Source organism: Streptomyces sp. CG4, from assembly GCF_041080655.1.
Lineage (GTDB): Bacteria > Actinomycetota > Actinomycetes > Streptomycetales > Streptomycetaceae > Streptomyces.
This window is the reverse complement of the sequence record NZ_CP163525.1, coordinates 3,674,145-3,687,700: the sequence shown is the minus strand read 5'-3', so window position 1 is coordinate 3,687,700 and position 13,556 is coordinate 3,674,145. Positions and strand designations below refer to the sequence as shown.

At 71.5% G+C, this 13,556-nt stretch carries 8 protein-coding genes; 5 read left to right on the top strand and 3 right to left on the bottom strand.

Annotated elements, in window-relative coordinates; genetic code table 11:
• Nucleotides 1–6 precede the first annotated feature (6 nt).
• Nucleotides 7–3,210, bottom strand: a complete 3,204-nt coding sequence (locus AB5L52_RS16625) for a tetratricopeptide repeat protein (protein WP_369364782.1) — start codon at nt 3,208–3,210, stop codon at nt 7–9.
• Nucleotides 3,211–3,345: 135 nt separating this feature from the next.
• The gene (locus AB5L52_RS16620) at nt 3,346–3,912 is read right to left on the bottom strand and encodes a Uma2 family endonuclease (protein WP_369364780.1); all 567 of its coding nucleotides are present in this window, start codon (nt 3,910–3,912) and stop codon (nt 3,346–3,348) included.
• Between the two features lie 160 nt (nt 3,913–4,072).
• On the opposite strand from AB5L52_RS16620, the gene AB5L52_RS16615 reads away from it, so the two are divergent.
• The 5 genes from AB5L52_RS16615 to AB5L52_RS16595 all read left to right on the top strand — a co-directional run bounded on the left by AB5L52_RS16615 (nt 4,073) and on the right by AB5L52_RS16595 (nt 12,815).
• Nucleotides 4,073–6,106 carry a thioredoxin domain-containing protein gene (locus tag AB5L52_RS16615; protein ID WP_369364778.1) on the top strand — a complete coding sequence of 678 codons (2,034 nt, stop codon included), beginning with the start codon at nt 4,073–4,075 and terminating at the stop codon, nt 6,104–6,106.
• A 217-nt stretch (nt 6,107–6,323) separates the two neighbouring features.
• Nucleotides 6,324–7,592, top strand: coding sequence for a glycosyltransferase (locus tag AB5L52_RS16610; RefSeq protein WP_369364776.1), 1,269 nt, complete (start codon nt 6,324–6,326; stop codon nt 7,590–7,592).
• A complete protein-coding gene (locus AB5L52_RS16605; protein WP_351021203.1) occupies nt 7,589–9,235 on the top strand; it encodes a glycosyltransferase family 39 protein in 1,647 nt (548 codons plus the stop codon). Before AB5L52_RS16610 ends, AB5L52_RS16605 begins: the two co-directional genes overlap by 4 nt.
• Nucleotides 9,232–10,401, top strand: a complete 1,170-nt coding sequence (locus AB5L52_RS16600) for a glycosyltransferase family 2 protein (protein WP_351021201.1) — start codon at nt 9,232–9,234, stop codon at nt 10,399–10,401. Before AB5L52_RS16605 ends, AB5L52_RS16600 begins: the two co-directional genes overlap by 4 nt.
• A complete protein-coding gene (locus AB5L52_RS16595; RefSeq protein ID WP_369364774.1) occupies nt 10,398–12,815 on the top strand; it encodes a galactose oxidase-like domain-containing protein in 2,418 nt (805 codons plus the stop codon). Before AB5L52_RS16600 ends, AB5L52_RS16595 begins: the two co-directional genes overlap by 4 nt.
• Here the strand turns inward: AB5L52_RS16595 and AB5L52_RS16590 are convergent.
• Entirely contained in the window at nt 12,812–13,534 is a 723-nt protein-coding gene (locus tag AB5L52_RS16590) for a Mut7-C RNAse domain-containing protein (RefSeq protein ID WP_351021197.1), read from the bottom strand. The genes AB5L52_RS16595 and AB5L52_RS16590 overlap by 4 nt on opposite strands.
• Nucleotides 13,535–13,556: the final 22 nt, after the last annotated feature.

The window sequence follows — 13,556 nt, the reverse complement described above, 5'->3', positions numbered from 1 at the left end:
CCGGCGTCAGCGCCCCGCCGGTACCGCCACCCCCATCACATCCCGGGCGTGGCGGTCCGGAGTCATGTGCAGGCGCCAGGCCTGCCAGCCGTCCTCCAGGCTGATGCCGCGCTCCAGCAGCAGGGTGTACGCCGAGACGTAGTCGGTCAGTTTCTCGTCCCGCAGCGGATGGCCGGCGAGGGACAGCTGGGACAGCTCCTCCTGGGCGACGGCCGTGCCCACCTCCACCCCGCCCGGCGCCGCGTACGGCAGCAGGGTGCAGCGCAGGAAGCGGGCCCAGTCCTCGCCGCGCCGGTCGCCGTAGGAGACGAACAGGTCCAGCGCCTCGTCGGACAGGGCCAGCGCCTGCTGGGTGCGGGCGTTGCCCGCGTCGACCACCGCCAGCTCCAGACAGGTCCAGGCCTCGCCGTGGGCGACGCCGATGCGCTGGAAGTCGGCGCGGGCGTCCACGAGGAGCTGCCGGGCGAAGCCGGAGTTGCGCAGCGAGCCGGTCTGCGCGGCCCGCTGGTCGCGGGTGACCCGGGCCGAGTGGTGCCGGGCGCAGGCCAGGCCGTAGACGTCCCGCATCCGGGAGAACATCGTGCGGGACCGCTCCAGATCGCGCACCGCCTGGTCCAGATCGCCGGTCTCCTCCAGCGCCTGGCCCAGGTAGTACAGGCTCCAGGCCTCGCCGCGCGCGTCCTCGTTCTCCCGGTGCCGGGCGGCGGCCTGCCGCAGCTCCTCGGCGGCCGGTGAGGCGTCGCCGGCCACCAGACGGGCCCGGGCCAGCTGGGTCAGCGCCCAGGCCTCGCCGCGCGCGTCGTGCGTCTGGCCGTACCGCTCCAGGGCCGCCCGCAGCTCCGTCCGGGCGCGCGGTACGTCGCCCATCCGCAGCGCCAGCTGGCCGAGCTGGAAGTGCGCCCACGCCTCGCCGTGCACCGAGCCGCCCTCGCGGTGCAGGACCAGGGAGCGGGTGAGCAGCTCCAGCGCCTCCGCGAGGCGGCCCCGGTCGCGCTGGACGGCGGCCAGCGCGTGCATCGTCCAGGCCCGGTCCGTCGCCAGCTCCGGTGGCGCCTGCAGCTCCAGCGCCTCCTGCAGCTTGGCCGCGCCCTCGGTGAGGTTGCCCTGGTGGTGCAGGGTGATGCCGAGCGAGCACAGGGCGCGGGCCGCTCCCGCGTCGTGGTGCGCCTGCCGGTACAGGTCCACCACCGAGGCCAGCGTGGTGCGCGCCTTGTCCAGCTCGCCCAGCTGCCGGGCCGCGATACCGGTACGCCACTGCACCGAGCGCACCAGCAGCCCCTGGTCCACGGACTGTGCCAGCTCGCTGATCTCGCCGAGCCGGTACAGGTCGCCGCGCAGCAGGCAGTAGTCGCACAGTGCGCCCAGCAGGTTCTGCACCGCCGACTGGTCCACGCCCTCCGCGTGCCGCAGGGCCGCGGTGATGAAGCTGGACTCGTCGTCCAGCCAGCGCAGCGCCTCGTCCAGCGAGGGGAAGCCGTGCGAGCCGAACTGGTGCGAGCGCGTCGACATGTTGCCATCGACCAGGCGCAGCACCGAGTCGGCCAGCTCGGCGTAGTTCACGATCAGCCGTTCCTGCGCCGCCGTGCGCTCGGCCGGGTCCTCCTCGTCCAGCAGCCGGGCCTGGGCGAAGGCGCGCACCAGGTCGTGCAGCCGGTAACGGCTGCCCCGCACATGGTCGAGGAGGCCGCCCCGGGCGAGGGCGGCCAGATGGCGCGCGGCCTCCGCCTCGTCCGTCGCGAGCAGGGCGGCGGCCGCGGCGGTGCCCAGCGAGGCGCGGCCCGCGAGCGCCAGCCTGCGCAGCAGCCGGCGCGCGGGCTCCGGCTGATCGGTGTAGCGCAGCCACAGGGCCCGCTCCACCGGTTCCACGGGGCCGTACGCCGCCAGGTCCGAGGCCAGCTGCCGGGGTGAGCGCGGGCCGAGCGCGGAGCCCGCGATCCTGAGCGCCAGCGGCAGCCCCGCGCACAACACGCGGATCCGCTCGGCGGACTCGGCGTCGTACGGACCCGAGGCGTCCTCGGCGGCCGCGCCGAGCAGTTCCTCGGCACCGACCGCGTCCAGCGCCTCGACCGGCAGGTGGTGCACCCAGGCCGGCAGGTCCGCGGGCAGATCGAGGGCCGTACGGGCCGTCACCAGGACCAGGCTGTCGGAGCGCTCGGGCACCAGCGCCCGCACCTGCTCCGGGTCCGAGGCGTCGTCCAGCACGATCGTCACCGGCAGGCCGGCCAGATGCCGGTGATACAGCTCGCCGAGCCGCTTGACCTGCTGGTCGGGGGCGGAGCGCTCCCGGAACAGCAGTTGCTCGCGGGGCGCGCCGAGCCGGTTGAGCAGATGCAGCAGCGCGTCCCGGGTCGCCAGCGGTGCCTCCTCGCGCCTGCCGCCGCGCAGATCCACGACCACCGCGCCGCGGAAGTGGTCCCGCAGCTCGTGGGCCGCGCGTACCGCGAGTGTGGTCCGGCCGGAGCCGGGCTCGCCGTGCAGCACGACCACCGTCGGCCGGGTCTCCGTGGCCGCCCGCGCCGCCTGCGCCCACTGCCGGATCCGCGCCACCTCCGCCCGCCGCCCCGCGAACGGCCCCTCCGCGTCGGGGAGTTGACCGAACGACTGCTCCAGCACCGTACGCCGGCGGGCCGCCGCGCTCTTGTCCGTGCCGCGCAGCGCCGGGCCGCCGGTCTTCTTCGGCCCCGTGGACGCGCTGAGCACCCGCTGCTGGTCGAGGAAGGGGCGGATGCCGCGCACCTCCAGGGCGGTCAGCCACTGCAGCCGCAGCTGCTGGGGCCCGCCGGGCTGGCCGGCCGCGCCCGCGTGGTGGTGCGCGGCGGGCAGATGGGAGCCGGCCACTCTCACCACGGAGGCGGCGGCGCCGACCACGCCCGCGGCGACGCCCGCGCCGACGGCCGTACCCGTACCGGTACCGAGGGACAGGTCGGCCACGGCGGCGGCCACCGCGGCGACGGCCGCCACCAGCAGGGCGGTGCCGGCGCCCGCGCGGGCGTACCGCTGCCCGAAGGTCAGCCGGCCCGCCTCGGCCTCGTCCAGCGCCCGGGTGTACGCCTCGTACTCCTCGCCGGCCGCGCCCGCCATCGCGTCCAGCGCGCCGCGCGCCCGCGACAGCAGCACCTGCCCGTCGATCCGCCCGCCCGAGCGCCGCACCTCCTCCTCGACGGCGCGCGCGAGCAGCCGCTCGGCCTCCGCCCGATGGCCGTCCTGCATGTCCCGTCCCCCCTCCGGCGTCAACTTCCTTGCCTATGAGTGTCCTTCGGGGGAGACGGGATGGCGAGGGGCTGGCGATCAGCGGGTGCGGTGAGGGTTTCGTGTCGACTTCCTGACGGGCGCCCACGAATGTCGTCAGATGGCTGCCAGGTCCACGGTGACGGGGAAGGGTGCGGCAGCCTTGATCACGCCGGTGAACATCTCGCCGTCCCGGTAGGCCTTGGTGGCGGGGTCGAGAACGTAGGTGTAGACGATCGGGACACCGGTGGCGGCCTGCTCGATCCGCCAGTAGAAGGGGATGCCGGCCTTGGCGTACTGGTCCACCTTCACGATCCGGTCCGTGGTCTCCGAGCCGGGCGACACGACCTCGACGACCAGGAGTACGTGTTCGGGGCGGGTGGGCGTGAGGTCGATGGTCTCCGCCCGGTAGACGATGACGTCCGGACGGCGGTTGGTGAGTGGAACGTCCTGCAGACGGACGTCGAAGTCCGTGTCGGCGTTCCAGTCCGTGCCTGCGGCGGCGTCGAGGGTATTGGCCAGGATCCGGGCCAGCCGGTTGTGCCGCTTGGAGGCGCTCGGGCTCACGACGACCATCCCGTCCACGATCTCAATGCCGGCACACTGTTCTTCGGACCAGGAGTCGTACTGCTCCGCAGTGATCTGGGTGTGCATCCACGCGGGCGCCACCATCTCGGCGGTCATGGTGTGCCTCCTTCGAGGAGCCTCGACAGTCCCAGCGCTGCTGGGCTCAGCCTACTGTCCCGCGATGCCGGGACGCCCGATTCCGGAAGAGCGCACCGGTCGTCCACCACGTCATGACGCATAGGCCGACGGGGCCGGGCGTTGTGAGAGGCTGGGCCGTATGAACCGGTTGGCTGGTGTGACCTCGCCTTATCTGCTTCAGCACGCTGACAATCCGGTCGACTGGTGGCCCTGGGCGCCGGAGGCTTTCGAGGAAGCACGACGGCGCGACGTACCCATTCTGCTGTCGGTCGGCTACTCGGCGTGCCACTGGTGTCATGTCATGGCGCACGAGTCCTTCGAGGACCACGCCACCGCCCGCTATCTCAACGAGCACTTCGTCAGCATCAAGGTCGACCGTGAGGAACGCCCCGACGTCGACGCCGTCTACATGGAAGCCGTACAGGCCGCCACCGGGCAGGGCGGGTGGCCGATGACCGTCTTCCTCACCCCGGACGCCGAGCCCTTCTACTTCGGGACGTACTTCCCGCCCGCGCCGCGACACGGCATGCCGTCCTTCCCGCAGGTGCTGGAGGGTGTGCGGCAGGCCTGGGACACCCGTCGTGACGAGGTCGCCGAGGTCGCCGGGAAGATCGTCCGGGACCTTTCCCAGCGGGAGATCAGCCACCAGGCCGCGCAGCCGCCCGGCGAGCAGGAACTCGCGCAGGCGCTGCTCGGGCTGACCCGCGAGTACGACCCGCAGCGCGGCGGATTCGGCGGGGCGCCGAAGTTCCCGCCGTCCATGGTGCTGGAGTTCCTGCTGCGCCAGCACGCCCGGACCGGCGCCGAGGGCGCGCTGCAGATGGCCCAGGACACCTGCGAGCGCATGGCCCGCGGCGGGATCTACGACCAGCTGGGCGGCGGGTTCGCCCGGTACTCCGTCGACCGGGACTGGGTCGTGCCGCACTTCGAGAAGATGCTCTACGACAACGCGCTGCTGTGCCGGGTCTACGCCCACCTCTGGCGGGCCACCGGATCGGATCTCGCCCGGCGCGTCGCCCTGGAGACCGCCGACTTCCTCGTCCGCGAACTGCGCACGGAAGAAGGCGGATTCGCCTCCGCGCTGGACGCCGACAGCGACGACGGCAGCGGGCGGCATGTCGAGGGCGCGTACTACGTGTGGACGCCCGAGCGGCTGCGCGCCGTCCTCGGCGACGCGGACGGCGACCTCGCCGCCCAGTACTACGGCGTGACCGACGAGGGCACCTTCGAGCACGGCCTGTCCGTCCTCCAACTGCCCCAGCAGGACACCCTCTTCGACGCCCGGAAGATCGCCTCCGTCAAGGAGCGGCTGCTCGATGAGCGGCGGCAGCGCCCCGCACCAGGCCGGGACGACAAGGTCGTCGCCGCCTGGAACGGCCTCGCCGTCGCCGCGCTCGCCGAGACCGGCGCCTACTTCGACCGGCCCGATCTGATCGAGGCCGCCCTCGGCGCCGCCGACCTGCTCGTCCGCGTGCACCTCGACGAACACGCCCGGCTCGCCCGCACCAGCAAGGACGGCCGGGTCGGCCCCAACGCCGGTGTCCTGGAGGACTACGCGGATGTCGCCGAGGGCTTCCTCGCGCTCGCGTCCGTGACGGGGGAGGGCGTCTGGCTGGACTTCGCCGGGCTGCTCCTCGACCATGTGCTCGCCCGCTTCACCGACCCCGAGACCGGCGCCCTGTACGACACCGCCGCCGACGCCGAACAGCTCATCCGCCGGCCCCAGGACCCCACCGACAACGCCACCCCGTCCGGCTGGACCGCCGCGGCCGGAGCCCTGCTGAGCTATGCCGCGCACACCGGCTCCGAGCCGCATCGGACCGCCGCCGAGCGGGCGTTGGGCGTGGTGAAGACCCTCGGGCCGCGCGTGCCCCGGTTCATCGGCTGGGGGCTCGCCGTCGCGGAGGCGCTGCTCGACGGGCCGAAGGAGATCGCCGTCGTCGGATCCGATCCCGCGGACGAAAGGACAACGGCCCTGCACCGTAAGGCACTTCTGGGCACCGCCCCCGGCGCAGTCGTGGCCATGGGTGTTGCGGAGAGTGATGAATTCCCGCTCGTTGCCGGCCGTCCACTGGTGGGCGGTCAACCTGCGGTTTACGTCTGCCGTCATTTCGTCTGTGACGCGCCGACGACCGATCCGGAACGGTTGCGGGCCCTGCTCAACAGTCACTGAGCTGCGCAAACGCAGGAGTAAAAGGATGGGCGAACTGTCCGAAAGTGAGCGGGTGTTCGGATAGATACCGCTTCCCATACCACCGTTCCGAAACAAGCTATTTATCGGAAGAGCTCCCGCACTTCACAGATCCCCCCTACGCTCTCCACAGCGACGCGACGGATGTGACCCACTGTCGCGTGCGCTGGGGGATATCAGGGGATCTGGGGGGATCTTTTTGCTGACGTCTGTCTTCATCGCTGCCGTCTCACTGGCCTTGTTCTGGATGGCGGCCTTCACCCTGTGGTGGCAGATGCACGCGTGGCGCACGCCCGAGGTGCTGGCCTCCACCCGGTTCGGCAGACCGGACGGGGGCGAGCACCTGTCCTTCTCGCTGCTCCTGCCGGCCCGGCACGAGCAAGCCGTGCTCGACCACACCATCCAGCGGATGCTGGAATCCACACACACCGACTTCGAGATCATCGTGATCGTCGGGCACGACGACCCCGAGACCACGGAGGTGGCCGAGAGAGCCGCCGCACGCGACGGGCGGGTCCGGGTCGTCGTCGACACCCACGAGAAGAAGAACAAGCCGAAGGCCATGAACACGGCGCTGCCGCACTGCCGCGGCGATGTCGTCGGGGTCTTCGACGCCGAGGACCAGGTCCATCCGGAGCTGCTCGCCCACGTCGACCACGCCTTCCGGACGACCCGGGCGGACGTCGTCCAGGGCGGCGTCCAGCTCATCAACTTCCACTCCAGCTGGTACAGCCTGCGCAACTGTCTGGAGTACTTCTTCTGGTTCCGCTCCCGGCTGCACCTGCACGCGCAGAAGGGGTTCATCCCGCTCGGCGGCAACACCGTCTTCGTACGGACCGACGTCCTCAGGGAAGCGGACGGCTGGGACCCCGACTGCCTCGCCGAGGACTGTGACCTGGGCGTCCGGCTCTCGTCCGTCGGCAAGAAGGTCGTCGTCGCCTACGACTCCGACATGGTCACCCGCGAGGAGACGCCCGGCAGCCTCATGTCGCTGCTCAAGCAGCGCACCCGCTGGAATCAGGGCTTCCTGCAGGTGTACCGGAAGAAGGACTGGCGGCAACTCCCGGGATTCGGGCAGCGGTTGCTCGCCCGGTACACGCTGATGACCCCGTTCATGCAGGCCTTCTCCGGCGTCATCATCCCGCTCAACGCGGCCGTCGCGCTCTTCCTCGACGTCCCCGTCGGCGTCGCCTTCCTCACCTTCCTTCCGCTCGTCACCGCCGTCGTCACCTTCGTCTTCGAGGTGGTCGGACTGCACGACTTCGGCGTTCAGTACGGCCTGAGGGTCCGCTTCGCCCACTACGTGAAGCTCATCGTGGGCGGCCCCTTCTACCAGGTCCTCCTCGCCGGAGCCGCGATCCGCGCCGTGTGGCGCGAGCAACGCGGCCGGAATGACTGGGAGTTGACCTCGCACGTCGGCGCGCACCTCACCGCGGCCGAGTCCCTTCGAGAGGACCTTCCTGCGTGACCTCCACACTTCCCGCGGTGACCGCAGCGACGGTCCCCGCGCAGCGCCAGGCTGCGCCCACGACCTGTTCGACCGGTCGAACGCAGCCTCCGGTACGACTCCGCTCCTCCCGCCCCGACCTGCTGCTCTGCGGCGCTCTGCTCACCGCGATCCTGGTCGTCCAGGGCTGGAACATCGCCGACTACCCGACCCTCAGCGACGACGAGGGCACCTACCTCGCCCAGGCCTGGGCCGTCCAGCAGGGCCGGGGCCTCGCCCACTACACCTACTGGTACGACCACCCGCCGCTCGGCTGGATCCAGATAGCCCTGGCCGGCTGGATACCCTCGGCCCTCAGCCCCGGCTCGATGACCGTCGGCACCATGCGGATCACGATGCTGCTGGTCGGCGGGGTCAGCGCGGTCCTCGTCTATGTCCTCGGGCGCCGGCTCTCCCTGCCCCGCTGGGCCGCCGGGCTCGGCATGGCCCTGTTCGGGCTCTCCCCGCTCGCGGTCGTGCTCAGCCGGGAGATCTTCCTCGACAACATCGCCGTGATGTGGCTGCTGCTGGCGTTCTGCCTGGCCGCCTCGCCCAGCCGCCACCTGTGGCACCACTTCGGCGCCGGCCTCGCCGCCGCCGCGGGCGTGCTCACCAAGGAGACGATGCTCGTCGTCCTGCCCGCCCTGTTCGTCACCATGTGGCGGCACAGCCACCGCGACACCCGCAAGTTCGCCCTCACCGGAGCCGTCACCGCCTGCGTCCTGATCGGCTTCTCCTACCCGCTGTTCGCCCTGCTGAAGGGGGAGCTGCTCCCGGGCGCCGGGCATGTCTCGCTGTGGGACGGCATCACGTACCAGATGTCCAGGCCGGGTTCGGGTTTCATCCTGGACCAGGGCTCCGGCTCGTACGGCGTCCTGCATTCCTGGCTGTACTACGACCGTGTCCTGCCCCTCGGAGGCCTCGCCGGAGCCCTGCTCCTGCTGCTCACCTGGCGCTGGTCGGTCACCGCCCGCGCCCTCGCCGGACCGGCGCTGACGGTCGCCGTCCTGGCGGTGGTCGCGCTGCGCCCGAACGGTTATCTGCCCGCCATGTACGTCATCGGCGCGCTGCCCTTCCTCGCGCTGGTGCTGGCCGGCGGCGCCGCCTCCGTCGCACACGCGGTCGTCCGCAGGTGGCGGGCCGAGAGCGAGAACAGGTACCTCACCGGCAGCCGGTACGCGCTCGCCGCCGTGCTCGCCCTCGCCGCCGGCGGCTACGTCGTACCGCACTGGTACGACGGCGACCGCACCGCCGTCACCGCCGACGCCAACAAGCCCTACCGGCAGGCCTCCCACTGGCTCAGCACGAAGGTGGCGGACCCGAAGGACACCCGGGTCCTCGTCGACGACGCCCTCTGGCTGGACCTCGTGCACGCCGGATACCGGCCCGGACTCGGCGCCATCTGGTTCTACAAGGCCGACCTCGACCCGGCCGTCACCAAGACCCTGCCGCACGGCTACCGGGACCTCGACTACGTCGTCGCCTCGCCGACGGTCCGCCGCGACGCCAAGGACCTGCCGAACGTCAGGGCCGCCATCCGGCACTCCACGCCGGTCGCCACCTTTGGCAGCGGCCCGGACCGCATCGAGATCCGCCGGATCCAGGCCGCGGGAGGCGCCCGATGAGCGAGTACACCGCCCCGATACCCGGCCTGGACGCCGCGGAAATAGCCGAGCCCGGCGCCGTCACCGTCGTGGTCCCGACCTTCAACGAGTCCGCGAACATCCGGCAGTTGCTGCGCCGGATCACCGAGTCGGTGCCCGCGCGGCTGCCCTGCGAGGTCCTCTTCGTGGACGACTCCACCGACGACACCCCCGAGGTGATCCGCGCGGCCGCCCAGGACTGCCCGTTCCCGGTAGCCGTACTGCACCGCGAGGAACCCGCCGGCGGGCTCGGCGGGGCGGTCGTCGAGGGGCTGCGGGCGGCGACCTCGGAGTGGATCGTCGTCATGGACGGCGACTGCCAGCATCCGCCGTCCCTGATACCGGAGTTGGTGGCCACGGGCGAGCGGGGGAACGCCGGACTCGTCGTCGCCTCCCGGTACATGGAGGGCGGCAGCCGGGCCGGGCTCGCCGGCGGCTACCGGGTGGCCGTCTCGCGCGGCGCGACCTGGCTCGCCAAGGCCCTCTTCCCGCGCCGGCTGCACGGCATCAGCGACCCGATGAGCGGCTTCTTCGCCATCCGGCGCAGCGCCGTCACCGCCGATGTGCTGAAGCCCCTCGGCTACAAGATCCTCCTGGAGCTGGCCGTCCGCAGCCGTCCGCGCCGGGTCGCCGAGGTGCCGTTCGTCTTCGAGGACCGGTTCGCGGGCGAGTCCAAGTCGACCGCGCGGGAGGGCTTCCGCTTCCTGCGCCACCTGGCGGGCCTGCGCACCGCGTCCCCCGTGGCCCGCCTGGCCGGCTTCGGGCTGATCGGCGCGAGCGGCTTCGTACCGAACCTCGTCGGACTCTGGGCGCTCACCGCCCTCGGCATGCACTACCTGCCCGCCGAGATCCTCGCCAACCAGCTCGGTGTCGCCTGGAACTTCCTGCTCATCGAGCAGCTGCTGTTCCGCGACCGGCGCGCGCACCGCCGCTGGTGGGACCGGCTCGGCCGGTTCGCCCTGCTGGCCAACGCCGACCTTGTCCTGCGCATCCCGCTGATCGCGCTGCTGGTCGGCCGGTTCGGCATGGGCGCCCTGCCGGCCACCGCACTCGCGCTGGTCATGACGTTCGTCCTGCGCTTCGTCGGGACCGAAGCGCTGGTCTACCTCCCCCGCCGCCGGGGGAGCCGAGCAAGGAGAGCCGCTTGAGCAAGTACCGCAGACGGACCGCGCTGATCGGGGTGGGCGCCCTGACCGCCGGTCTGCTCCTGGCCACGCCGCAGAGCGCCGAGGCCGCCAACCTGATCAAGAACCCGGGTTTCGAGACCGCCGGTACGGACGGCATGCCGTACTGCTGGGAGAAGTCGGGCTGGGGCGACAACGACTTCAGCTTCGAGACGACCTCGGACGCGCACTCCGGGGCGAAGGCCATGAAGGTCACGCTGACCCGCCGGGTCGACGGCGACCGCAAGGCGATGCTCACCGAGTCCGCCGACTGCGCACCGGCCGTGACCGTCGGCAAGCAGTACGACCTCGGGGTCTGGTACAAGACCACCACCCCGGACGCCAACGTCACACTGTTCCGGCACGATGCGACCGCCGGCTGGCAGTACTGGACCGACGTCAAGACCCTCGACATGGCCTCGGCCTGGACGCAGGCCACCGTCCGCACCCCCGAGATCCCGCCCGGCACCGACCGCATCACCTGGGGTGTCTCCGTCTACGGCACCGGCTCGGCGACCACCGACGACTACACCATGGACCAGGTCCCGGACGTGACCCCGCCGGCCCAGTGCACCGGCACCAACGACCAGTGCGCCAACGGAAGCTGGTCCGTCCTGCCGACGCAGAACCCGGTCCGCTCCATGCACTCCGTCGTCCTCAGCAACGGCAAGGTGCTGCTGATCGCCGGCTCCGGCAACAGCCAGGACGCCTTCAACGCGGGCACGTTCACGAGCGCGGTGTACGACCCCGCCGCCGGCACCTACAAGGTCATCCCCACGCCGAAGGACATGTTCTGCGCGGGGCACGTCCAGCTGCAGGACGGCCGGGTGCTCGTGCTGAGCGGCAACAAGTCCTATCCGGACCCCAACGGCACCCACGGCTACGAGGGGTTCAAGGACTCGTACCTCTTCGACCCGAAGACCGAGACGTACACCAGGACCAACGACCTCAACGACGGCCACTGGTACCCGTCGGCGACCGAGCTGGGCAACGGTGACGTCATCACCTTCGGCGGGCTCCGCGAGGACTCCACCGGGTCGGTGACCGCCGAGCGCTGGTCCGACAAGGACCAGCAGTGGCTGCCGACGTGGAAGGTCAACCAGACCTGGTCGTTCTGGGGCCTGTACCCGGCGATGATCCTGATGCAGGACGGCCGCCTCTTCTACTCGGGCAGCCATGTCTTCGGCAACAACATCCCGGGCACGGGCTCGGCGGTCTACGACTACGGCGCCAACACGATCACCCAGATCCCGGGCCTGCAGAACAAGGACCAGCGCGACCAGTCGTCGTCCGTGCTGCTGCCTCCGGCGCAGGATCAGCGGGTGCTGACGGTCGGTGGCGGCAACATCGACTCCAACCCGGACGCGAACCGCCTCACCGACGTGATCGACCTCAAGCAGCCGAACCCGTCGTACGTCGCCGGGCCGCCGATCCCGCAGGGCACGGTCGACCTGGGCAACGGCAAGGTCCCGGAGACCGGCAGCCAGGGCAAGATGTACGTCTCCACCGTGCTGCTGCCCGACGGCAAGGTGCTGGAGACCGGCGGCGCCCTGCACAACCGCGCCAACCCGGTGTACGAGTCCTCGCTCTACGACCCGGCCGCCAACACCTTCCAGCAGGTGGCCGCCGACCCCGAGGCCCGCGGCTACCACTCCTCGGCGTTCCTGCTGCCCGACGGCCGGGTGATGGCCACCGGCGACAACCCGGGCAACGGCAGCTGGAACCACAACGTGTCGATCTACACCCCGCCCTACCTCTACAAGGGCACGCGCCCGACGATCACCTCGGTGATCAGCCAGGAGTGGAAGTACGGCGACACCCAGCGGATCACCGTCGACCGCCCCATCGCCAAGGCGGAGTTGATCCGTCCGGCGGCGGTCACCCACTCCTCCGATCCCAACCAGCGCTTCGTCGACCTGCCGCTCTCGGTCAACGGCAACAACGTCGACCTGAACGTGACGAACAACCCCAACCTGGCGCCGCCCGGCTGGTACATGCTCTTCGCGGTCGACGCCAACGGGGTGCCCTCGGTGGCCCAGTGGGTGCATCTGACGGGCCCGGCGGCCCTCACCGCCGCCACCGCCTCCCCGCACATCCACGCCTTCGCCGACGGCCTCACCGGCAAGGTGTCGGGCCCCGCCAAGAAGCGCACGTCGCAGCAGGTCAGCCCGACCCTGTCCGGCTGCGACCGGCACTACGGCTCGATCAACGTGTGCGTGCCGACGGCCTTCCCGGCGCAGGTGAAGAAGACGACGGCGGCACGCTGTTCCTGGCTGCAGCGGAACGACTACGGCCGCCTGAAGGTCAACGGTGCGGACGATCCACTGGGGTTGGACCCGGACCGGAACGGAATCGCCTGTGACAAGGGCGATGTGAAGGGCGGTGGGAGCAGGCGCTAGCCGTGTTCCGCCAGGGCGCGCTCCACGATGGCCTCCAGCTGGTCGTGGTGCGCGCCCTTCCAGTACGCGCGGCCGCAGTCCGTGCACTGGGCGAAGACGTCGTACGACCGCTGGGTGCCGTGCTTGAGCTGGGCGGCGACCTCGTCCTTGGTGGCCTCCCTGAGCAGGCCGTTGCAGGCGGTGCAGCGGGTCCAGGGGGCGAGGGCGGGGGCGAAGCGGTCGAGGACGTCGTGCAACTGGTCGTCGGGGCGGGTGCTGTAGACGAACGCACCGGCCCACAGTTCACGGCGGTGCAGCAGGCCCCGGTCGCGGCTGAGCATGACCCGCTTCTCGGCCGCCGAGCGGGCGGCCAGCGCCGGGTCGCCGATGTCGGTCGACTCGTAGGCCGCGTCCACGCCGAGCAGCCGCAGTCGGCGGGCCAGGGTGCCGAGGTGGACGTCGAGGAGGAAGCGGAGCGGGGCGCCGGGGACCCGCTGGGGGCGCTCCACGGCCCGGACGCTCACCGTCTCGCCCGCCTTCGGGATGTGCGAGACCGGCACCGCGCTGCCGTCCACGACCAGTGAGCCGACCTCGGTCAGCGGGACGCCGAGGGACTCGATGACATGGCCGAGCGTCGAGACGCCGTCCGTGCCGAGCGGCGTGGCGCCGGCCCGTCGGGCGGCCGGCACGAACAGGTGGAGCGCGGGGGCGACTTCGACGTGGATCTCGACTCCGTTCACCTGGTCAGCATGGCACGGCCGG

Bases quoted from the DNA above. Each gene is read 5' to 3' on its own strand.
- AB5L52_RS16615 (WP_369364778.1), top strand. From the start codon at position 4,073: ATGAACCGGTTGGCTGGTGTGACCTCGCCTTATCTGCTTCAGCACGCT.
- AB5L52_RS16625 (WP_369364782.1), bottom strand. From the start codon at position 3,210: ATGCAGGACGGCCATCGGGCGGAGGCCGAGCGGCTGCTCGCGCGCGCC.
- AB5L52_RS16620 (WP_369364780.1), bottom strand. From the start codon at position 3,912: ATGACCGCCGAGATGGTGGCGCCCGCGTGGATGCACACCCAGATCACT.
- AB5L52_RS16600 (WP_351021201.1), top strand. From the start codon at position 9,232: ATGAGCGAGTACACCGCCCCGATACCCGGCCTGGACGCCGCGGAAATA.